Source organism: Vibrio sp. 1731, from assembly GCF_033339955.1.
Taxonomy (GTDB): Bacteria; Pseudomonadota; Gammaproteobacteria; order Enterobacterales; family Vibrionaceae; genus Vibrio; species Vibrio alginolyticus.
On record NZ_JAWOVO010000024.1, the window covers coordinates 48,319 to 70,204 of the forward strand.

17 protein-coding genes and 1 pseudogene are annotated in these 21,886 nt (G+C 45.5%); 7 read left to right on the forward strand and 11 right to left on the reverse strand.

What is annotated here, in order from left to right:
- The first annotated feature begins 136 nt into the window (after positions 1-136).
- From R7035_RS21175 to R7035_RS21185, 3 genes are all read left to right on the forward strand, one after another.
- On the forward strand, positions 137-865 hold the full coding sequence (locus tag R7035_RS21175) for a redoxin family protein (protein ID WP_053350732.1): 729 nt from the start codon (positions 137-139) through the stop codon (positions 863-865).
- Between the two features lie 191 nt (positions 866-1,056).
- The gene (locus R7035_RS21180; RefSeq protein WP_053304156.1) at positions 1,057-2,529 is read left to right on the forward strand and encodes a dihydrolipoyl dehydrogenase; all 1,473 of its coding nucleotides are present in this window, start codon (positions 1,057-1,059) and stop codon (positions 2,527-2,529) included.
- Positions 2,530-2,901: 372 nt separating this feature from the next.
- Positions 2,902-3,183, forward strand: coding sequence for a DUF3624 domain-containing protein (locus R7035_RS21185; RefSeq protein WP_025768083.1), 282 nt, complete (start codon positions 2,902-2,904; stop codon positions 3,181-3,183).
- 194 nt (positions 3,184-3,377) lie between these two features.
- Here R7035_RS21185 and argH read toward each other — a convergent pair whose 3' ends face one another.
- From argH to argC, 4 genes are all read right to left on the reverse strand, one after another.
- Complete coding sequence (gene argH / locus R7035_RS21190; RefSeq protein WP_138939166.1) at positions 3,378-5,252, reverse strand: argininosuccinate lyase; 1,875 nt, start codon at positions 5,250-5,252, stop codon at positions 3,378-3,380.
- 242 nt (positions 5,253-5,494) lie between these two features.
- Positions 5,495-6,709, reverse strand: coding sequence for an argininosuccinate synthase (locus R7035_RS21195; protein ID WP_017821738.1), 1,215 nt, complete (start codon positions 6,707-6,709; stop codon positions 5,495-5,497).
- A gap of 84 nt (positions 6,710-6,793) precedes the next feature.
- Positions 6,794-7,585 (reverse strand): acetylglutamate kinase, encoded by a 792-nt coding sequence (argB, locus tag R7035_RS21200; RefSeq protein WP_005381333.1) that lies wholly within the window; start codon positions 7,583-7,585, stop codon positions 6,794-6,796.
- A 21-nt stretch (positions 7,586-7,606) separates the two neighbouring features.
- A complete protein-coding gene (gene argC / locus R7035_RS21205) occupies positions 7,607-8,611 on the reverse strand; it encodes an N-acetyl-gamma-glutamyl-phosphate reductase (RefSeq protein ID WP_005382790.1) in 1,005 nt (334 codons plus the stop codon).
- Between the two features lie 144 nt (positions 8,612-8,755).
- Here argC and argE point away from each other — a divergent pair, with 144 nt between their 5' ends.
- From argE to R7035_RS21220, 3 genes are all read left to right on the forward strand, one after another.
- Complete coding sequence (gene argE, locus R7035_RS21210; protein WP_005381335.1) at positions 8,756-9,892, forward strand: acetylornithine deacetylase; 1,137 nt, start codon at positions 8,756-8,758, stop codon at positions 9,890-9,892.
- A 272-nt stretch (positions 9,893-10,164) separates the two neighbouring features.
- Positions 10,165-12,798, forward strand: coding sequence for a phosphoenolpyruvate carboxylase (gene ppc, locus R7035_RS21215; protein ID WP_053307549.1), 2,634 nt, complete (start codon positions 10,165-10,167; stop codon positions 12,796-12,798).
- Positions 12,799-13,223: 425 nt separating this feature from the next.
- Positions 13,224-13,763 (forward strand): PadR family transcriptional regulator, encoded by a 540-nt coding sequence (locus R7035_RS21220; protein WP_005382791.1) that lies wholly within the window; start codon positions 13,224-13,226, stop codon positions 13,761-13,763.
- Between the two features lie 70 nt (positions 13,764-13,833).
- Here the strand turns inward: R7035_RS21220 and metF are convergent, their stop codons facing one another.
- From metF to R7035_RS21235, 3 genes are all read right to left on the reverse strand, one after another.
- On the reverse strand, positions 13,834-14,736 hold the full coding sequence (gene metF / locus R7035_RS21225; protein WP_005381345.1) for a methylenetetrahydrofolate reductase: 903 nt from the start codon (positions 14,734-14,736) through the stop codon (positions 13,834-13,836).
- Positions 14,737-14,998: 262 nt separating this feature from the next.
- On the reverse strand, positions 14,999-17,407 hold the full coding sequence (locus R7035_RS21230) for a bifunctional aspartate kinase/homoserine dehydrogenase II (protein WP_171343379.1): 2,409 nt from the start codon (positions 17,405-17,407) through the stop codon (positions 14,999-15,001).
- A gap of 15 nt (positions 17,408-17,422) precedes the next feature.
- Positions 17,423-18,583 (reverse strand): O-succinylhomoserine (thiol)-lyase, encoded by a 1,161-nt coding sequence (locus tag R7035_RS21235; RefSeq protein ID WP_171343380.1) that lies wholly within the window; start codon positions 18,581-18,583, stop codon positions 17,423-17,425.
- Positions 18,584-18,808: 225 nt separating this feature from the next.
- Between R7035_RS21235 and metJ the strand changes: the two genes are divergently transcribed.
- A complete protein-coding gene (gene metJ / locus R7035_RS21240) occupies positions 18,809-19,129 on the forward strand; it encodes a met regulon transcriptional regulator MetJ (protein ID WP_005381353.1) in 321 nt (106 codons plus the stop codon).
- A 112-nt stretch (positions 19,130-19,241) separates the two neighbouring features.
- Here metJ and R7035_RS21245 read toward each other — a convergent pair whose 3' ends face one another.
- From R7035_RS21245 to R7035_RS21260, 4 genes and pseudogenes are all read right to left on the reverse strand, one after another.
- On the reverse strand, positions 19,242-20,519 hold the full coding sequence (locus R7035_RS21245; protein ID WP_005381358.1) for a malic enzyme-like NAD(P)-binding protein: 1,278 nt from the start codon (positions 20,517-20,519) through the stop codon (positions 19,242-19,244).
- Positions 20,520-20,725: 206 nt separating this feature from the next.
- Entirely contained in the window at positions 20,726-21,202 is a 477-nt protein-coding gene (gene bfr / locus R7035_RS21250) for a bacterioferritin (protein ID WP_005381359.1), read from the reverse strand.
- Between the two features lie 93 nt (positions 21,203-21,295).
- On the reverse strand, positions 21,296-21,484 hold the full coding sequence (locus tag R7035_RS21255) for a (2Fe-2S)-binding protein (RefSeq protein WP_005381360.1): 189 nt from the start codon (positions 21,482-21,484) through the stop codon (positions 21,296-21,298).
- A 331-nt stretch (positions 21,485-21,815) separates the two neighbouring features.
- A pseudogene (locus tag R7035_RS21260) lies at positions 21,816-21,886 on the reverse strand (elongation factor Tu); the annotation flags it as partial.

Here is a 21,886-nt window from a genome sequence, read left to right on the forward strand (position 1 = left end):
ACCTATCAAAACCATAACACCAAACGATTAGAGCTATCAAAGGATTTTTACAATAATGGGCTCAACAAAACGAAACAGAGCGACGAAAAACGCTAAGCTCTATACGCATAATTTAAAATAGTTAAAGGAAATCATTATGTTTGTATCTAAAGAAGGTCAACAAGTCCCTCAAGTTACTTTTCCAGTTCGTCAAGGTGACGCTTGGGTGAATGTAACGACCGATGAGCTATTTAAAGGTAAGACCGTCATCGTATTTAGCTTACCGGGTGCATTTACTCCAACCTGTTCATCAAGCCATCTACCTCGTTACAACGAATTGTTCCCTGTATTTAAAGAGCACGGAGTGGATGAGATTATTTGTGTCTCGGTCAATGATACGTTCGTGATGAATGCATGGAAACAAGACCAAGAAGCAGAAAACATTACCTTCATCCCGGATGGTAATGGTGAATTCACCGATGGCATGGGTATGTTAGTGGATAAAAATGACATCGGCTTTGGCAAACGTTCATGGCGTTACAGCATGCTAGTAAAAGATGGCGTAGTGGAAAAAATGTTCATTGAGCCAAACGAACCAGGCGACCCATTCAAGGTGTCAGACGCAGATACGATGCTGAACTACATAGCGCCTGACTACAAAACGCAAGAATCCATCACGGTGTTCACTAAACCAGGCTGCCCTTTCTGTATGAAAGCGAAACAAAATCTAATTGACCACGGTCTTCAATATGAAGAAGTAATTCTGGGTAAAGACGCAACAACAGTTAGTCTACGAGCTATATCTGGTCGCACGACTGTTCCACAAGTCTTTATCGGTGGCAAGCACATCGGCGGTAGCGAAGAGCTAGAAGCGTATCTAGGCTAAGCTGTCCATAGCCTACACCCTCGGTCTCCGGTGCCTTTTGGCTCGGAGGCCAACCCTAAACCACTTCTTCTACTAGTCTAGATAAGTAGTCATCTGCCAATAAGGTGACTACTTATCCAGATTCAACTATCCAATTCACTCTCCAAGCTCAATGTAGCTAGCTTGGCTTAAAACAAAAGCGAGAGTTCACGATGAAACAAGTTAATGTCGACGTAGCGATTATTGGTGGCGGGACGGCTGGTCTTGGTGCTTATCGAGCAGCAAAAGCTCATACCAACAGCGTGGTAATGATTGAGGGCGGTCCCTACGGAACAACCTGTGCTCGTGTCGGATGCATGCCGTCTAAGCTGTTAATTGCGGCAGCAGAAAGTGTTCATCAAATCGAAAAAGCACCTGGATTTGGGATACACCCGCAAGGTGAAGTACGAATTAACGGACGAGAAGTTATGGATCGTGTAAAGCGCGAACGCGATCGTTTTGTTGGCTTTGTGCTTGAAAGTGTCGATGATATTCCCGCTGAAGACAAACTATCGGGCTACGCGAAGTTTGCCGATGACCACACTCTCATCATAGATGATCATACTCAGGTCACCGCACAGCGCATTGTTATTGCGACAGGATCTCGTCCAGCATATCCGGCAGCTTGGAATGAACTGGGTGATCGCCTAGTGATTAACGATGATGTATTTGACTGGGATGACTTACCAGAGTCCGTGGCAGTATTTGGCCCAGGAGTCATCGGCCTTGAATTGGGTCAGGCTTTACACCGCCTAGGAGTAAACGTGAAGCTCTTTGGCCTTGGAGGACAAGTGGGCCCACTGACAGACCCAGAGGTGATGGCGTATGCAGATAAAGCCTTTAAGGAAGAGTTCTACCTTGATGCAGATGTAAAAGTCGAAAGTATGAAACGCATTGCTTCGTCAGACAATGACGGCGAAGACAAGGTCGAAATCCAATTCATCAACCATGATGGTGAATTAGAAACTTTCGTTGTCGATTACGTATTGGCCGCAACGGGTCGTCGTCCAAACGTCGATAAGCTGGCGATCGAGAACACCAATGTGGCTCTCGATGAACGTGGCGTACCAACGGCGGATCACTACACATTGCAAACTTCGGTAGAGAGCATCTTCATCGCAGGTGATGCAAGTAACCAAATTCCACTGCTGCACGAAGCCGCTGACCAAGGCCGTATTGCTGGAGACAACGCAGGCCGTTTCCCAGATATTCGTGCGGGTCTGCGTCGCTCACCAATTTCAGCCGTGTTCTCCGACCCTCAAATTGCTATGGTTGGAGAAACATATAAACAACTAGAAACACGTCTAGGCACATGTGGATGTTTCGCAACCGGTGAAGTCTCGTTTGAAAATCAAGGACGTTCGCGCGTCATGCTTCGTAATAAAGGCATTCTGCATGTCTACGGAGAGCAAGGCACTGGACGTTTTTTAGGTGCAGAAATGATGGGCCCGAATGCAGAGCATCTTGCTCACCTTTTAGCATGGGCGCACCAAAATAGGATGACGATTTCTGAGATGTTAGATATGCCCTTCTATCACCCAGTGATTGAAGAAGGCGTCCGCACCGCTCTACGTGATTTGAATGCAAAACTACACTTAGGGCCAGAAATGGTGAAACATTGTCTTGACTGCGGCCCTGGCTGCTAACGCTTTCAGGCTTCTATCTAAATATAAAGCAAAGCCTCATCATCAACGAGGCTTTGCTTTGTTACTTCGGCGCAATAAAATCTCTCTTACGCTGCCATCATTGCATAGCGGCTGACCATATAAATCGCGACAACACCGATCATAAAGAACCCACCAGCGATACTCAGCGCAAGTTTCAACTCTGTCGACATCATTATATTTCCTGTTAAAGACTGACAGCACACCATACATCAATTACGTGCCACAAAGCTTTTACAAAGCTAACTTTCCATTTTTGGTTGTGTCATGGCGCTCTAAGCCCGTGTAAGAAACGCTTTCCACCATTTAGTTAGATATATAATCTGAAGCAACACTAATGGTTTGGAAAACACTATGACTTGTCGCCGCTGCGAGGAACATTGGTTTTGGAAAAAACTTGGACGTTGCCAACGATGCTTGGATCAATTGACGGTACTTTCTGTACTGTGTTGGATTGTGTGGTGGTTTACGCTCAAAGATGATCCACAAAGCATCGAGTCGATCGCTTTGATCTTTGCCGGCTTCGCTTTCAACGTTTTGTTGTTTCTACACTTATGGATGCGTTTTGTCATCTTGCCTTGGCAACGTCGAAAGGGACAAAAAAAGGCCAATAAAAAAGAGAAAAGTGACAGATAGAAAAAAGCCCCAAAACCAATGTCAGTTCTGGGGCTCTCTTAGATTCTTCTAAGAAAAAGCAGTGGTACTTTAATAGACCGGGCTTCCTCTCAAAGGTTCCAAATTTTTTCGATTTTTTTAGCGAATACTGATGTAAGTAAACAGGAAAATGACTATGTCATTGAATGCTAATAAAATCACTCCACAACTTCAGTTCATGCCACATGCGTTTTTTGGATCACTTGCTCCATTAAATTGATCTCAAGCGCTACCTCATCACATGCATGTTGACGTGGGCACTGATCGCAATCTTTCAGAACTTTCTCCGGCAGTAATGACTTCGATGTAGGTAAAAAGCTTTGCTTCATAAAGAACTCAGGCGTTCGCGTTAGAACAAAGACTTTCTTGATCGCCATCTGGCGCGCTTTCTCAACCAAATAGTTCACAATCGCACTACCCTGCCCTTGGCCTTGCCAGCCCGCTTCGATACCAAGAGAGCGTATTTCTGCCAACCCTGAGTCATACACATATAGAGAAGCGCAACCCGTCACTTCACCATGATGCTCAGCCACCGCAAAAGAGCCAATATCTCTCACGAGCTCATTACGAGAGCGCGGAAGATTCTCACCAAGGTTCGCCCAGTAAGCAACCATACCTTCCAACGTTTCAATGTCCGTCAAACGTGCAGGACGCACTTTCACCGCCGAGCTGTCACGCTGGCTCAGGCGCTTATCCGCTTGTTCTACCGCGTAAGCGACCTGGTGAGGCGAAACACCACCCAAAGCACAACGCTTTTCCAAACACGAATCGATAGTCAGGATGTCATACACATCCGCTTCAATGACCTCTGAGAAGGCTTTTAACTCTTCGATAGACAGTTCTTCTAGCGCACAACCTTTAGCAATAGCACCAACGACCGCGACACCGACGATGTGGTGAGCTTCACGGAATGGGATGCCTTTCGCCACTAAGTAATCAGCTAACTCCGTCGAGTTTGCGTAACCTTGTTTCGCCGCTTCTAGTGTGCGCTCGCCATTCACTTTAATACCGTCAAAACACAGAGCTGCCATTTCCATGCAGTCGTTCCATGTATCTAAAGCGTCAAACAACCCTTCTTTATCTTCCTGCATGTCTTTGTTGTACGCCAATGGCAAGGCTTTAACTGTCATCATCATGCTCGATAATGCGCCATAGACACGCCCTGTCTTACCACGGATCAACTCAAGTGCATCTGGGTTTTTCTTCTGTGGCATTAATGACGAACCAGATGTCACCGTATCCGCTAACTCAATGAAGTTTGACTCGCCTGAATTGTAGAAGATCATATCTTCGGCGAGACGAGAAAGGTGCAGCATAGAAATCGAAGCCACCGACATCAGCTCCATCACATGATCACGATCTGAAACCGAATCGAGTGAATTACGCGTAGCACGGTGGAAACCGAGATTATGTGCTAATTGTTCGCGATCAATCGGATAAGCCGTTCCCGCTAACGCACCCGAGCCAAGTGGACAAGTATCGAGACGCTGTAAGGCATCATTCAGACGAGAGTAGTCACGCTCGAACATTTCAACATAAGCCAAGCACCAGTGAGCAAAGGTTACAGGTTGAGCACGCTGAAGATGAGTATAGCCTGGCAATACGGTGCCTTGGTGCTGTTTAGCAACATGGACCATTTGTGCTTGTAGGCGATCTAAAGCAATCAACAATTGCTGACCTTGCTGACGACACCAAAGTTTCAAGTCTGTGGCGACTTGGTCATTCCGAGAACGCCCAGTGTGGAGTTTTTTACCTAAATCTCCCACTTTACTGATTAGCTGCTGCTCAACCCAAGAGTGGATATCTTCTGCACCAGAGCGAAGAATTTGGTGAGGGTCTTCCATCACTTCTAACTTCAGCTCATTTAAAGCAAGTTCCAGTTTTTGCTGTTCTTCTGCCGATAGCACATCAACAGAAAGCAGAGCTTTAGACCATGCGATTGAACCTACGATGTCTTGCTCAGCCAATCGGTAGTCAAAACGCAACGAATCATTGAACTCTTTAAATCTGGTGTCTGCCGCTTGGGTAAATCTTCCGCCCCATAATGCCATTGCGTCTCTCCTGATGACTATTGCTTACTCTAACGTTCTCGAATGAGTAGTAACCAATTTGATGGTCATTTGCTCACTTTTTCTTATGGGTCAACGTTACGGCAATTTCGATAAAAAATAAAGTATAAATTCAATATTTTTACATATATATTCAAGACAAATTTAGGTACCCGCTTTTAGAAACCAAAAGACCCGCCTATAAATGGCGGGTCTTTATTCAATCCAAGATGGATGTTAAGGGATTATTTCTTCTGGCTGTTCAATGCACGAATACGGCTTGATAGCGAGTAAAGACGGATGAACCCACCTGCATGGCTTTGGTCGTAAACTTCATCTTCACCAAAAGTCGCGAACTCTTCTGAATACAAGCTGTTGTCAGAACGTTTTTGCGTGACTGTCGCTTGACCTTTGTAAAGCTTAACAACCACTTCACCGTTAACGTCTTGCGCTAGCTCTTCTGAAGCAGCAAGGATCGATTTACATAGTGGCGTAAACCAACGGCCATCGTATACAAGGTGAGACGCTTTTAGACCTAGCTCCTCACGGAACTCGAATGATGATTTGTCTAGCACAAGCTGCTCTACAGCGCGCAGCGCTTCCATCATGATGGTGCCTCCCGGTGTTTCATAGCAACCACGAGACTTCATTCCAACAAGACGGTTTTCCACGATATCGATACGGCCAACACCGTGCTTAGCGCCCTTCTCGTTTAGGTAAACCAGTGCGTTGTATGGTGTCATCGCTTCACCATCAACTTCGACCACTTCACCTTTTTCTACTTTCAGCGTGACGTATTCCGCTTCATTTGGCGCTTGCTCTGGGTCGACAGTCCACACCCAGCAGTCTTCGTTTGGTGCGTTCCACGTATCTTCTAAAACGCCGCCTTCCGTCGAAATGTGCCATGCGTTTGCATCACGTGAATAGATCTTAGTAAGAGACGCAGAGCAAGGAATGTTACGCTCAGCGAGGTAATCCAAACACTCTTCACGGCTCACTAGGTCCCACTCACGCCAAGGTGCAATCACTTGTAAGTCCGGTGCTAGTGCTGCGAATGCACCTTCGAAACGCACTTGGTCGTTACCTTTACCTGTACAGCCATGACACAGAGCGTCCGCGCCCACTTTACGTGCCACTTCAACCTGCGCTTTGGCAATGATTGGACGCGCCATTGATGTACCTAGCAGGTACTTACCTTCGTAGTACGCGCCGGTTTTTAGCGTTGGGTAAATGTAGTCTGCGACCATTTCTTCTTTCAGGTCAGCGATGTAGCATTCAGAAGCACCGGAGGCTTTTGCTTTCGCTTCAATGCCTTCTAGCTCTTCGGCACCTTGACCAACATCGGCAACGAAAGCCACTACTTCACAGTCGTAGTTCTCTTTTAGCCACGGGATAATTACTGAAGTATCTAGACCGCCTGAGTATGCGACTACCACTTTATTTACGTTCACTTTGCTCATGTTTTTTCTCCAAACTTAACTGGCGCTGCGCTCGGCGGTCAGTGCCAACTACGACTTCCTAATATTGAATTCTTTTGCTGATGCTTATTGAGGCAAGAATTGAGTACCAATACTTTCACCAGCGAATAACTGTGCTAATTTTTCTGGGTAACGCCAGGTCGCGACTTCAATTGGACGGCCAAGATCATTGGCGGCCTCCAAAGCGGCTTTAACTTTGACGATCATGCCATCGGTGATCACATGTCCATCGATCAACGAGTTAGCTTGCTGCTCTGACAGGGTTTTGATCAAATGGCCTTTTCCATCTAATACACCACTCACGTCTGATAACAGGACTAACTCCGCATCTAATGCGCCCGCAACCGCGACTGCTGCTTGATCAGCATTCACATTCATCATCTGGCCATCTTTGGTTAAACCAATTGAACTGATGATCGGCAGTGCACCTGTGTTTAGCACCGCTTGTAATAGTGCTGAGTCACCCGGTGATGCTTTGCCTACCGCGCCGAGTTCTGGGTCAAGTTCTTCAACAAGACACAAACCACCATCCGCAAGGCTAAGGCCCACAGCGTTAAGACCGTCCGCAATCGCTTGACCTTGAAGTAACTTATTCGCAGTGCCTGCAAGCGCGCCTGCAATCACAGGAATTTGATCGTAAGGCGTTACGCGTAAACCGTTTTTCTTAACGGTTTCAAGCTGAAGCTTTGCCATCAACTCATCAACTAGGTAGCCACCGCCATGAACGATGGCGATTTGTCGCTGTGCCGATTTTTGGTAAGCCGCAATGGCACCAAAAAGTTGGCTTAAGGTTTGAGTGCATGATAGAGCTGCACCACCTAGCTTAATGACTAAAGGAGCTTGATTGGTTTGCGTCATCGCATTTCCCTCTTTCAACGACTACAGCAACGCTGTCAGTTCTGGGTAACCGTAATGAATATTGAGACATTGCATCGCTTGACTCGATGCACCTTTAAGTAGGTTGTCGATAGCTGAAATCACAATGATGTGTTCGCCTTGTACCTTCCAGCCGATATCACAGAAAGGGGTATTTTCGACATCCTGAATACGTGGAATACCGTCGCCTTTAAGACGCACCGCAGGCTTGCCTTGATAAGCTTGTTCAAACGCCTGTGCCACTTGTGCTTCTGTCACACCTTGCGCAAGCTTCATGGTGATAGTGGCAAGAATGCCGCGTTTAAAGTTGCCGAGGTGCGGAGTAAAAATCACATCGCAACCCAAGTGCTGAGCAATCTCTGGCTGGTGACGATGGTTAAATACACCATAAGGTTGCAAGCTCACTTCACAGAAGCTGTTAACCATGGAGGCTTTACGCCCTGCACCTGATACACCACTGGTTGCGTTGATCACTGGCCATTGGTTGGTATCAAGCAACGCATGTTCTAATAAAGGTTTGATTGCAAGCTGTGAAGCGGTTGGGTAGCAACCTGCTACTGCAATCAAAGGAGTGGTTTTTATTGATTCTTGGTTCCACTCTGCTAAGCCGTATGCTGCTTTATCTAGCCAGTTGTTATGTTGATGTTCGAAGCCATAAAAAGTGTCGTAAAAGCCTTCACTTTTCACACGGAATGCACCCGATAAATCGAATACCTGACAGCCTGCCTCCAAGAAAGTTGGGGCTAAATCATGGCTGACTTCGTGAGCCGTTGCCAAAAACACCACGTCCGATTCTTGAGCGATTTGCAGTGGATCCGTTAGTGGTAAAACTGGCATATCAATGATGCCCGCTAGCTTACCGTGCAGCTGCGCGATGCTCTTTCCCGCATCAACACTGTTGGCGGAAACGTATAAACCTGATAGCGTGAGTTGTGGGTGTTTATTAACCATTAACGCTAACTCTGCGCCGGTGTAACCGCTGGCTCCAATAATCGTGGTTTTTAGCATTGTGTAACATCCATATACTTAAAGGCTCAAATGACTATTCATATTTAATTTTTGCTTTATTTTGATTTTTTATTCATTAAATATGATTTAATATGTGTTTTACATTTTTGTGGTCTGTCTGTCAACAGGAGATTTGAAGAATCCATGCAATTACCAACTTTTCTAGAGGTCTATGAAGGACTCATCAGCACCTCTTCTATCAGCTCCACGGATCCGAGCTGGGATCAGGGCAATGCAAAAGTCATCGAAAAACTCGCATCTTGGTTTAAAGATCTGGGTTTTAGCGTTGAAGTGATCGAAGTCGAGCCAGGCAAGCACAATATGATCGCACGTATGGGTGAGGGTGAAGGTGGCCTTTTACTTGCTGGCCATAGCGATACCGTGCCATTCGATCAAGGGCGATGGAATTTTGATCCGCATAAACTGACGGAAAAAGACAACCGCTTCTACGGTTTAGGCACAGCAGACATGAAAGGCTTTTTCGCCTTTATTTATGAAGCAGTGAAGAAAGTCGATTGGAGCAAGCAGAGCAAACCACTTTACGTATTAGCCACTTGTGACGAAGAGACCACCATGTTGGGCGCGCGACATTTCACAGCAAACGCCCCATTTAAGCCGGATTACTGCATCATTGGTGAACCCACCAGCCTTGTACCAATTCGAGGTCATAAAGGGCATGTGGCAAATGCCATTCGCGTAACAGGCAAGTCCGGTCACTCATCGGACCCAGCGCTTGGCGTTAACGCTATTGAGATCATGCATGAAGTCATGTTCGCCATGATGCAACTGCGTGACAAATTGATTAAAGAATATCACCATCCGGGTTTTGCCATTCCAAGCCCTACCCTAAATCTTGGACACATTCACGGTGGTGACAGCGCTAACCGTATTTGTGGTTGCTGTGAGCTGCATTACGACGTGCGTCCTCTTCCCGGCATTAGCCTTGATGGTTTAGAGAACATGTTGCGCGGAGCATTAAAAGAAGTCGAAGCGAAATGGCCTGGGAGACTGGAGATTATTCCATTGCATGAGCCTATTCCGGGTTACGAATGCCAACATGACCACCCATTTATTGGTGGTGTTGAAGAGATCTGCCAAACCAGTTCAGAAACCGTGAACTACTGTACTGAAGCACCATTTCTACAGCAGTTGTGTCCAACCTTGGTGCTCGGCCCTGGGTCAATCGACCAAGCCCATCAACCGGATGAGTTTCTATCCTTCGACTTTATCGACCCCACAATTGATGTGCTTTCAAAGGCGATGGTCAAGTACTGCTGTTAATACGCGTTTAAGCTCGAAAGTCTGTGCAGCTCGATTGAGCTGCATCTTTTTATCTTCACAATTTAGCGCGAGTCTTAACACTTATTTAACTTGTTATTTTGTAATTAATTTTCACTTCTTACTCTATGGCTGCCGTAAATTTGCTCTAAATCAGGAGACAGCGGAATAATTGCAAACTTAGTCTGCTTTATTTGACTATAACTGGTGCTTTTCGCTAGATTGGAGTCTTAACAAGGACAATGGATGTAGTTTTTTTACGAGGCAGGACGACAATGAACGAGAAATACGCCGCACTCAAAAGTAATGTGCGCATGTTAGGCCACTTATTGGGTAACACCATTCGCGATGCCCATGGCGAAGAAATCTTCGAGAAAGTGGAAACCATTCGTAAATTATCCAAATCAGCTCAAGCAGGGAATCAAGCAGACAGGGACAGCTTGATCGAAGAAATCAAACATCTACCTGATGAGCAGCTAACGCCCGTTACTCGCGCGTTTAACCAATTTCTAAACCTCACCAATATCGCTGAGCAATACCACACGATTTCACGCCATTGTGAAGAGCACATTTGCGAGCCAGACGCGATTAACTCGCTGTTTTCTAAACTGGTACAAAACGATGTGAGCAAACTGGACACTGCCCAAGCGGTTCGTGATCTAAATATTGAATTGGTATTGACGGCTCACCCAACAGAAATTACGCGCCGCACGATGATCAACAAACTGGTCAAGATAAACGAGTGCTTATCAAAGTTGGAGCTAAGCGATCTTTCTTCTAAAGAGCGCAGAAAAACCGAACGCCGCCTAGAGCAACTGATTGCCCAAGGCTGGCATTCAGACGTGATTCGACAACAACGCCCAACTCCGTTGGATGAAGCAAAGTGGGGCTTTGCGGTCGTTGAAAACTCGCTATGGGAAGCAGTACCGGACTTCCTACGTGAGATGAATGACCGTCTAAAATCTTACCTTGGAGAAGGTTTACCCATTGATGCTCGCCCAGTGCACTTCTCCTCTTGGATGGGCGGTGACCGTGACGGTAACCCGTTTGTTACTCACAACGTTACGCGTGAAGTCTTACTATTGTCTCGTTGGAAAGCCGCCGATCTTTATCTCAATGACATCAACGAGTTGATCAGCGAGCTGTCTATGACAGTTTCAAACGATCAAGTCCGTGAACTTGCTGGCGAAGATCAGCACGAACCATACCGTGCGATCCTGAAGCAATTACGCACTCTGCTCAATGAAACCAAAGATATTCTCGATGCTAAGATCCACGGTCAAAAACTGGCCGTTAAAGCCCCACTGCAAAAAGTCGAGCAACTTTGGGAACCGCTGTATGCCTGCTACCAGTCACTAAACGAATGTGGCATGGGTGTAATAGCCAACGGCTCACTACTGGATACACTACGCCGCGTAAAAGCATTTGGTATCCATCTTGTACGTCTTGATATCCGCCAAGAGAGCACGCGTCACTCAAACGTCTTGTCTGAACTAACTCGCTACTTAGGTATTGGTGATTACGAACAATGGAGTGAGCAAGATAAGATTGCTTTTCTAACTAACGAGCTGGCATCTAAACGTCCGCTTCTCCCTCGTGATTGGGAACCGTCTGAACCCGTCAAAGAGGTTTTGGATACCTGTAAGATTGTTGCAGCACAACCGCGTGAAGCGTTTGGCGCTTACGTTATTTCAATGGCACGTACCGCTTCTGATGTACTAGCCGTTCATCTACTGCTACAAGAAGCAGGTTGCCCTTACCGCATGGATGTGTGTCCTCTGTTCGAAACGCTAGACGATTTGAACAACGCAGAATCGGTCATCAAGCAGCTTATGGGGATTGACCTTTACCGTGGTTTTATCCAAAACCACCAGATGGTCATGATTGGTTACTCTGACTCAGCGAAAGATGCAGGTGTTATGTCTGCTGGTTGGGCTCAGTATCATGCGATGGAATCGTTAGTTAAAGTGGCTGAAGAAGAAGGCGTTGAGCTAACTCTATTCCATGGTCGTGGGGGCACAGTCGGTCGCGGTGGCGCACCTGCGCATGCTGCGCTTTTGTCGCAACCACCAAAAAGCTTGAAAGGCGGTTTACGTGTAACAGAGCAAGGCGAAATGATCCGCTTTAAACTGGGACTCCCAGATGTCGCAGTAAACAGCTTTAACCTATATGCAAGTGCGATTCTGGAAGCCAACTTGTTACCGCCACCGGAGCCAAAACAAGAATGGCGCGACTTGATGGAAGTGCTATCAGAAGTAAGCTGTGAGTCTTACCGAAATGTGGTTCGTGGCGAGCCAGATTTCGTGCCTTACTTCCGCCAAGCAACACCAGAACTCGAACTCGGCAAGTTGCCACTTGGTTCTCGTCCTGCAAAACGCAACCCTAAGGGCGGAGTAGAAAGCTTACGTGCAATCCCGTGGATCTTCTCATGGAGTCAAAACCGTTTGGTACTTCCTGCATGGCTAGGCGCAGGTGAAGCGATTCAATACTCGATCGATAAAGGCCACCAAGCATTGCTCGAAGAGATGTGCCGCGAATGGCCATTTTTCTCAACTCGTCTCGGCATGCTGGAAATGGTGTACTCGAAGTGTAATATTGATATCTCTCGCTACTACGATGAGCGATTGGTGGATGAGTCGCTCCGTCCACTCGGTGAAAAGCTTCGTGCTCAGCTTCAAGAAGACATCAAAGCGGTACTGAATGTAGAGAACAATGAAAACTTGATGCAGCATGACCCTTGGGGACTCGAGTCTATTCGCTTACGCAATATCTACGTTGAGCCATTGAATATGCTACAAGCAGAGCTGCTATACCGCACGCGTCAAACCGAAGAAGCTTCTGCAAACTTGGAAGAAGCGTTGATGGTGACGATTGCTGGTATTGCTGCAGGGATGCGCAACACAGGCTAATCGTTTCATTTTTAATAGAAAGCTGGGCAAATGCTCAGCTTTTTTTTATCACAGGATAATCGCACCAAAACAAAGGCAGTTAAATATACCACTAGAGACCCAAAAAATACCAAAATAAAAGAATAAAAAACCACAAGTTAACACTATTGATTATTATGTTAGTTTTTTAGGGTAATTTTGTCCTACTATTCCACTTCATGCTTATTATTTATATACTACTTGCCTGCTGAGAGCTCATAAATCCAATCATACCTGCTCCAGCCTTGATGGGACTCCCCATCTCTCTAGGTGATAAACGGCTTTAAGGTGACAGGACCAACATTGTTGGTGCTACTTATACATTAAAAAACTCAAGTGCCAGTAAGAGCGCAGCTGAAAGTATAAGTAGCTTGTTTACAAGTTTATTGACCATTTGGATTGAAGACATGTCATTACCACACGTAATCTTAACTGTTCTTAGCACTCGCGACGCAACCGGTTACGATATCACTAAAGAATTCTCTGCTAGCATCGGTTACTTCTGGAAAGCAAGCCACCAACAGGTGTACCGTGAACTCAACAAAATGGCTGAGAAAGAACTGGTTACTTGCGTATTAGAACCCCAAGAAGGCAAACCAGACCGCAAGGTTTACTCCATTACAGACGCTGGTCGCAGCGCTTTAGGAGAGTGGTTTGATCAACCAACTGCACACCCAACAGTTCGTGATGAGTTTTCAGCGAAATTGATGGCATGTGCCGTTCAACCAGCGGCTCCATTCCGTGACCAACTCGCCGAGCTAGTTGAAGAGTCTCGCAAACTGGTTTCTCACTACAAAGAAATTGAAGCGGCTTACTACGCAACGCCGTCAACTTTAGATAAACAAGCTCGCCTAGAACGTCTAACGCTTCGCCGTAACCTACTGTTACGTGAAACTTGGATCACTTGGGCAGAAGAAGTTCTAACTGAACTTGAAGTGATTGGTTAAACTCCTTTTGCTTTGATAAAACGAAAAAGGCTTGCCACTTGGCAAGCCTTTTATCTTTTTGAAACTAGGTTTACGCACCGACTACTGCGCGAGGACGAACACCCAACGTATGGCATAACGCGTAAGTCATCTCTGCACGGTTTAGTGTGTAGAAGTGAAAATCCTTAACCCCTTCACGACTCAGTACACGCACCATATCAATAGCTTGGCTAGCTCCTACAAGCTGGCGAGTCACCGGATCATCATCCAAGCCATCGAATTGTTTGCTCATCCATCCTGGTACTTTCACATTGTTCTGTGCCGCAAAGCGAGAAGCTTGCTTAAAGTTCGATACAGGCAAAATTCCTGGCACAATTTCTACGTCAATTCCTGCTGCGACACAACGGTCACGGAATCGCAGGTAAGACTCAACGTCAAAAAAGAACTGAGTAATAGCACGGTTTGCACCTGCATCTACCTTACGTTTTAGGTTCAATAAGTCAGACTGAGCGCTTTTAGCTTCAGGGTGAACCTCAGGGAATGCAGCAACGGAGATATCGAAATCGTGGCGTGATTTCAGCAGCTCAACCAAATCCGAGGCATACATATCAGGCGCACCGCCACCTGGAGGAATATCACCACGCAGAGCGACGATATTTTCAATACCATTGTTCCAATAATCATCGGCAATATTAATCAACTCTTCACGAGTCGCATCAATACAAGTGAGATGGGGAGCGGCAACCAATCCGGTTGTTGCTTTAATTTCTTTAATGATGGAGTGTGTTCTGTCACGCTCGCCGGAGTTCGCACCGTAAGTCACAGAAACAAATTTAGGTTGAAGCGTTTTAAGACGGTGCACTGAATTCCAAAGTGTTTCTTCCATCTTAGCGCTGCTTGGCGGAAAAAACTCAAACGATACATTGATGTTATCTGATAACTCAGCAATATTCTGGTTCAAGGCGTCGATATGGCCTGCGTGCGTATATCCCATCTTACTCTCCCTGCGGCACTCCGCCACGAAAACAAATCCTTAAAATCGACGTTTAGACGTCTATATGTCTACAGAATGTATTGAATACGATTTAATGTCAACCTTGTAATTATGAATTTTTCTCAAGTTAATAATGAAGATAGTTCAAGTTTCTACTTGAGCATCATCTCGCCATTTTGCACGGGTTATGACTTCAGTATGGCACTGATAGGGGAATAAAAAACCCTGGATTAATTCCAGGGTTTTTAGGTCAATCGCAACTTTAAAATAAACCAGCCAATCGGTTGAGGTCGGATTGAATAGCGCCGGCTGTCACTTCTCTGCCTGCGCCTGGTCCTCGAATGACCAGAGGGTTATCTTTGTACCACTTGCTCTCTATGGCAAAAATGTTATCGCATGGCAATAAGTTGGCGAGCGCGTGCTCACGAGATAACGCTTCGACTCCCACCGTTGCTTTACCATTTTTTTCTAAACGCGCCACATAGCGAAGCACTTGATCGTTTCTCTGTGCTTTTGTCAGACGCTCTTGAAGTATTTCACTCAACAACGCTCCATTATCGAAGAAATCATCTAAGCTCAGTTCTCTTAATTCTTCTGGCACCAAAGACTCAACTTTAACGCTGTCTGGTTCAATATCTAGGCCCGATTCTCGAGCCAAGATGACTAACTTACGCATTACATCGGAGCCATCTAAATCAGAACGAGGGTCAGGTTCGGTTAAACCTTGCTGCCAAGCAAGATCGACTAAATCATTAAATGGCACAGAACCATCAAACTGTTGGAACAGCCATGATAACGTCCCCGAGAAAATCCCCGATAGAGCAACGATTTCATCCCCACTTTCACGAAGATCTCGCACGGTATGGTTTATCGGTAACCCAGCACCAACCGTTGCGTTGTATAGCCAATGACGACCAATTTTAGCGAATGCATCTTGAACCTGATGGTAGTACTGACTATCTGCGGAACCGGCCACTTTGTTAGCGGAAATCAAATGAATGCCTTGCTGTGCGATTTCTACGTAGCGCTGAGCTAACTCTTTACTCGCGGTAACATCAAGCACGACGGCTTCATCATAGCTTTTAAGCGCTCCCAAACGTGCCAGCCAATCCCCATTGTTGGCTATGCTTTCATCATCAAATCGTTCAGCAACACTCGCCGCCTCAATACCTTGCTCATCGAACCAATAGGTTTGGCTATCCACAACCGCGACAAGATCAAAGCTCATACCATGACGTTTTTCGAGCTCACTTTTTTGCGTCGCAAATAAATTTAACCAACTAGAACCAATATTACCCTTGCCACATAAAGCCACTGCCACGCGTTTTTGCGCTTGGAACAACTGGCTATGAATCGTTTGAACCAACGCCTCGGTATCAGTACGGCGCAAAACAGCGACTAGGCTCAGCCCTGAGTCTGTTTCAGAGATAAATTCTACCGGAGAGTGCTTTAGCTTCTGATAAAAGCCAAAGCAATGATTGGCGTTTTTCGTAACGCCTGCACCTACCGCAGCTAAGAGCGAGTAACCTTCTTTTAGCTTAATTTCTGCCTCTACCGCAAGCTCTTGCAAGTGTTTCAATGCACCACCGGCGATTTCTGCGGTGTAAGCCAAGCGTAGCGTATGCTGATCGGATTGAGCTTCAAATGCCAGTGGCTCTAATTGCGCGCGCTGCAACGCTTGTAATACATCACTCTGTGTTTTTTCGAAGTCGTGCCCATGCATGAAAGACAACTGCACCAATAAAACATCATCCAGTGAAGTAATAATTTTAGCGCCACGACCAGATGCCAATACACGCTCAATACGAGTAGAACCCGACTCTGGCAGATAGCTACACTTGAGATTAAGGTCCATGGTACTTTGCGCCACAGGCTGAAGCGTACGACTGTGTAGCACTGGGGCAGCTAAGCGAGCAAGTTCACTGGCTTCATCCAATCGAAGTAACGGTAATAAACAAGCGTCAGACACCAAACGTGGATCGGCACTATAGACACCAGCAACATCACTCCAAATCGTGACAGTACTGACTTCAGCAAGCGCGCCTATGACCGTTGCAGAATAGTCAGAGCCGTTACGACCAAGTAGAATGGTTTCTCCTGCCTCGTTCTGAGCCATAAAGCCAGTAATTACCACACGTTTATGGTTATGCTGCGCGAGGATCTCTTTAATTAAAGGGTATGAACGAGCACGATCAACCTCTGGTTGAGTTCCCGCTTCTGCACGTAAAAACGCTCGTGCATCTTGTGCAACCGCAGGGATAGAACGTTGAGATAATAACGCGGCCAATAGGCGAGCAGACCATACTTCTCCGTGCCCCAGTACCGCGGCTTTTTGCGCATTAGTGAGTGGTGCAGTCAGCTCCGAGAGAGTACTGAACTCATCATGTAATAAAGCTAACAGCTCTTCTTTTGTTTCACTCTCCAACAAGCTTTCTATTAGCTCAGTTTGAAACTGTCTTAAGCTTTGAAGCGCTTCATGCGCAATTCGGCCATCTTTATTTAACCCTTCCAAAAACTCAATCAAGCGGTTAGTGGTTTTTCCTGCAGCAGAGACGACCACCAGATCATTTTCTGTCGAATACTCCTTGAGAATACCCACAACGCGTAAGTAGCATTCTGGGTTTGCTAAGCTACTGCCACCAAACTTATGCAGCTGACGTTGTACAGTCATTGTTATCGTCTCCTATTACTGGGTAGCTTTAGCGAACGCTTGTTCTAAATCTGTGATGAGGTCTTGTACATCTTCCAAACCGACAGACAAACGCAATAGTTGATGAGAGACCCCAGCCTCCGCCAGCGCCTCCTCACCCATTGCACGGTGCGTCATGGATGCTGGGTGGCAAATCAAACTTTCTACACCACCTAATGACTCTGCTAATGAAAACAGTTGGAGCTCTTTCACAAACACCTTTAACTGCTCAAACGAACCAGCAAACTCAAAACTCAACATAGAGCCAAAGCCCGTTTGCTGCTTTTTAGCAATGTCGTGACCTGGATGTTCCGGCAGGCTTGGATGATAGATAGTTTTAACTAACGCTTGTTTCTGTAGGTAAGCCAGTACCTGCTGTGAGCTCTCTTCATGTACTCTCATACGAGCAGCAAGCGTACGAATACCTCGCAGTGTCATGTAACTATCGAAAGGTGTGCCCGTTGCACCAATACAATTACCCCACCATGCAAGCTCTTCTGCATGCGCTTCTGTGTTGGTGATGATTACCCCACCAATTACGTCCGAATGACCGTTGATGTACTTTGTTGTGGAGTGGATAACAAAATCCGCACCTAACTCTAAAGGTTTTTGGTACACGGGTGTCAAAAAGGTATTGTCCACCGCAACTAACGCGCCGATTTGTTTCGCTTTTTCACAAGTAGCTGCAATATCCACTACGCGAACCAGAGGGTTTGACGGAGTTTCTAGCAAAATGAGTTTTGGTTTTTGTGCCAATGCAGCATCTAAAGCCTGTTCGTCTGATTGATCGACAAACTGAACCTTAAAATCGCCTTTGTTAGCTCGGGTATTAAAAAGACGATAGGTACCACCATAACAATCGTGAGGAGCAATAATGAGATCATCTGGGCCGAGAAAAGCGGAAACCCATAAATTTAATGCCGACGTACCGCAGTTAGTAACAACCGCTCCTTTTCCAGACTCAAGTTCAGATAGCGCACTTTCCAACAGTCCGCGGTTTGGATTACCAGATCGTGTGTAATCATACTTGGGCACTTCACCAAAAGCAGGAAAACCATAGTTAGTGGAAAGATAAATAGGTGGAACGACAGCATGATATTGGCTGTCTGATTCAATACCAGTGCGTACTGCAATGGTCGCAGGTTTGCGAGTGCTCATGGGTGTATCCTTTCACGGGTAATGACTTCTAAATAGGAATGCGCTATATCTAATGAGTAACATAAAGTGATCAACACGCTTCCTTTGCTGTTATGTTCACTTTACTCGTCAAAAAATGAGACGTCAACACTTCTAGACGTCTATATGTCTTTGCTTATGGCGGTAAATGCAGCTAAAATCAGCACCTAAATTATTTTTAACCGATTACATAAATGAAGGTGTGCAATGGCTGACTGGAATGGCGAATACATTAGCCCATATGCAGAGCACGGCAAAAAAAGCGAACAAGTAAAAAAAATTACCGTCTCTATCCCGCTAAAAGTTTTAAAGGTGCTAACTGATGAGCGTACTCGCCGTCAGATCAATAACTTACGCCATGCAACCAATAGTGAATTGCTATGCGAGGCATTTTTGCACGCGTACACAGGTCAGCCACTTCCGACAGATGAAGACCTTCGTAAAGACCGTCCTGATGATATTCCAACAGAAGTAAAAGCGCTGATGACGGAAATGGGCATCGAATTTGAGTCATTCGACGAAGAATAAAAAAGCCTGATAAGAGGTTTCAGGTAATAACTCTTGCCTCGAGCCAAATGAATGACATAAAAAATGGGACGCAATAGCGTCCCATTTTTGTGTATCACATCTGAAAGATATATTACTCTGCCATGTAGTTTTCAGGCATCTCGATACGAGCTACACCTGAATTAACCGCCGCCTGAGCAACCGCTTTTGCAACACGTGGTAGCAAACGTGAATCCATTGGTTTTGGAATAATATAGTCCGCACCAAACTCTAGCTTATCAACACCTGCAGCCTTCAATACGGCTTCAGGTACAGGCTCTTTTGCTAGCTCACGAATCGCCTCAACGGCTGCAAGTTTCATTTCATCATTGATTTCACTTGCACGCACATCAAGAGCACCGCGGAAAATGAATGGGAAACACAATACGTTGTTAACTTGGTTAGGATAATCACTACGGCCAGTACCCATGATCAAGTCATCACGAACTGCGTGAGCAAGTTCCGGCTTGATTTCAGGATCCGGGTTAGAACATGCGAATACGATTGGCTTATCTGCCATCAACTTCAACGCTTCCGCTGGCAATAGGTTTGGACCAGATACACCTAGGAACAGATCTGCACCTTCAATCACGTCTTCTAGTGTGCGCTTATCTGTATTGTTCGCAAATAGCTGCTTATATTCATTAAGATCATCACGACGAGTGTGAATCACACCTTTGCGATCTAGCATGTAGATTTTTTCGCGCATTGCGCCGCATTTGATCAGAAGCTCCATACACGCTACAGCGGCAGCGCCGGCGCCAAGACAAACAATTGTTGAATCTTCAAGTTTCTTACCTTGAAGTTCGATTGCATTCAGCATACCCGCTGCCGTTACAATAGCAGTACCATGTTGATCATCGTGGAATACTGGTACATCACAACGTTCAATCAGACGCTTTTCAATCTCAAAACAGTCTGGTGCTTTAATATCTTCAAGGTTGATACCGCCAAAAGTGTCTGCAATGCTCGCAACAGTATCAACAAATTCATCGATCGTGCGGTGCTTAACTTCAATATCAATAGAGTCAAGACCTGCAAAACGCTTAAACAGTAACGCTTTACCTTCCATCACTGGCTTAGATGCAAGTGGACCTAGGTTACCTAGACCTAGAATAGCGGTACCGTTAGAAATAACAGCAACCATGTTCCCTTTTGCAGTGTACTTGTACACGTTATCCGGGTTTTGTGCGATTTCACGCACTGGCTCTGCAACACCAGGGCTGTAAGCAAGGGCAAGATCACCCGCCGTTTCCGCAGGCTTTGTCAGTTCGACAGCAATCTTTCCTGGAGTTGGATAAGCATGGTAATCCAATGCTTTTTGGCGATGTTCTTCTTCTGGAGTGGCTGCTTGGTGGTTGTCTTCAGACATGGACGTTTCTCTTTTTTATTTTTAGGTAAGGGGGCATAAATTCTATCGGATAGAAATCAAACTTCATAGGCAAGATTGCGAGCAATATCCTTAAAAAGCCGATAATAAAAGAGATTAGACCAGATAACGGGGTTAAGCACCTGATTTTCGAGTCAGGTGCTCTTTCTTCTTACTATTATTGGAGTATGCAAACTCAGAAAGTATCGTTACTCTTCGTCCACGTATTGCGCTTGGAGATAATTCTCAATACCAGACATTTCAATCAAGCCAAGTTGCGTCTCTAGCCAATCAACATGTTCTTCTTCATCTTCAAGAATATCTTGGAAGAGATCTCGAGACACATAATCTCGAATGTCTTCAGCGTAGGCAATCGCATCTTTTAAATCTGGAATAGCCGCCATTTCAAGCTTTAAATCACACTCGAGCATTTCCTTGGTATCTTCACCAATCATCAACTTACCTAAATCTTGTAGGTTCGGTAGGCCTTCAAGGAACAAAATACGCTCAATTAGATGATCGGCATGCTTCATCTCATCGATAGATTCGTGATATTCCTTGTCTGCTAGGTGCTTTAAGCCCCAGTCTTTATACATTCGGGCGTGAAGAAAATACTGATTAATAGCGACGAGCTCGTTACCGAGCACTTTATTGAGATGTTGAATGATGATTGGATCGCCTTTCATGACAAAACCCTCCTCTTTGGCTTCATTTAAATGTAGAAGCAAATGAGAAGGTGTCAAAATGTAAGGCAAATAATTACTGCATACTTACAGCAATTAGCTGGCTTGTTTAAATTCCGTGTAACTAGTTTCCGCTAAAATTTCCTTGGCCTGTCTGATGCACTTACCACATTGGCTGCCCAATGCCGTGCACTTTTTGATTCCTTTAATATCTGTTACGCCTTCATCTATCGCCAACTTCCTAATTTTTTTGTCGGAGACACCATGGCAAAGACAAACGTACATACTCAAAAAACCTATAAAACTAATCTGTGACAAACAATATAAACAAGAATAGTTCTTGTTACCAGTCGCATTATGGTGTCCGCTCAGAATATTTGGTTATAACGATTTTACCGCTGCAGGAAAAGATCAAAGGGTTAAGAGGGGTGAGTAAAAGCGTTAAGAAACAAAGCCGGTAAAACTCTGTTTTTAAATCGAAAAAGTGACGTCTTTTATTTCAACACTTATAACTAAATGTAATCTAGAAATGAAAAAGGGAAGCCTAAGCTTCCCTTTTCGATGCGCTTTCTTCAAAAAGAAGAACAGTGCAAGATTTCGTTTAATTCGTTATGAATTAGTCGAAGATCTTAGCAACAACACCAGCACCTACTGTACGGCCACCTTCACGGATCGCGAAACGTAGAC

Coding starts and splice junctions, on each gene's coding strand:
- R7035_RS21175 (WP_053350732.1), top strand. CDS start 137: ATGTTTGTATCTAAAGAAGGTCAACAAGTCCCTCAAGTTACTTTTCCA.
- R7035_RS21180 (WP_053304156.1), top strand. CDS start 1,057: ATGAAACAAGTTAATGTCGACGTAGCGATTATTGGTGGCGGGACGGCT.
- R7035_RS21185 (WP_025768083.1), top strand. CDS start 2,902: ATGACTTGTCGCCGCTGCGAGGAACATTGGTTTTGGAAAAAACTTGGA.
- argH (WP_138939166.1), bottom strand. CDS start 5,252: ATGGCATTATGGGGCGGAAGATTTACCCAAGCGGCAGACACCAGATTT.
- R7035_RS21195 (WP_017821738.1), bottom strand. CDS start 6,709: ATGAGCAAAGTGAACGTAAATAAAGTGGTAGTCGCATACTCAGGCGGT.
- argB (WP_005381333.1), bottom strand. CDS start 7,585: ATGACGCAAACCAATCAAGCTCCTTTAGTCATTAAGCTAGGTGGTGCA.
- argC (WP_005382790.1), bottom strand. CDS start 8,611: ATGCTAAAAACCACGATTATTGGAGCCAGCGGTTACACCGGCGCAGAG.
- argE (WP_005381335.1), top strand. CDS start 8,756: ATGCAATTACCAACTTTTCTAGAGGTCTATGAAGGACTCATCAGCACC.
- ppc (WP_053307549.1), top strand. CDS start 10,165: ATGAACGAGAAATACGCCGCACTCAAAAGTAATGTGCGCATGTTAGGC.
- R7035_RS21220 (WP_005382791.1), top strand. CDS start 13,224: ATGTCATTACCACACGTAATCTTAACTGTTCTTAGCACTCGCGACGCA.
- metF (WP_005381345.1), bottom strand. CDS start 14,736: ATGGGATATACGCACGCAGGCCATATCGACGCCTTGAACCAGAATATT.
- R7035_RS21230 (WP_171343379.1), bottom strand. CDS start 17,407: ATGACTGTACAACGTCAGCTGCATAAGTTTGGTGGCAGTAGCTTAGCA.
- R7035_RS21235 (WP_171343380.1), bottom strand. CDS start 18,583: ATGAGCACTCGCAAACCTGCGACCATTGCAGTACGCACTGGTATTGAA.
- metJ (WP_005381353.1), top strand. CDS start 18,809: ATGGCTGACTGGAATGGCGAATACATTAGCCCATATGCAGAGCACGGC.
- R7035_RS21245 (WP_005381358.1), bottom strand. CDS start 20,519: ATGTCTGAAGACAACCACCAAGCAGCCACTCCAGAAGAAGAACATCGC.
- bfr (WP_005381359.1), bottom strand. CDS start 21,202: ATGAAAGGCGATCCAATCATCATTCAACATCTCAATAAAGTGCTCGGT.
- R7035_RS21255 (WP_005381360.1), bottom strand. CDS start 21,484: ATGTACGTTTGTCTTTGCCATGGTGTCTCCGACAAAAAAATTAGGAAG.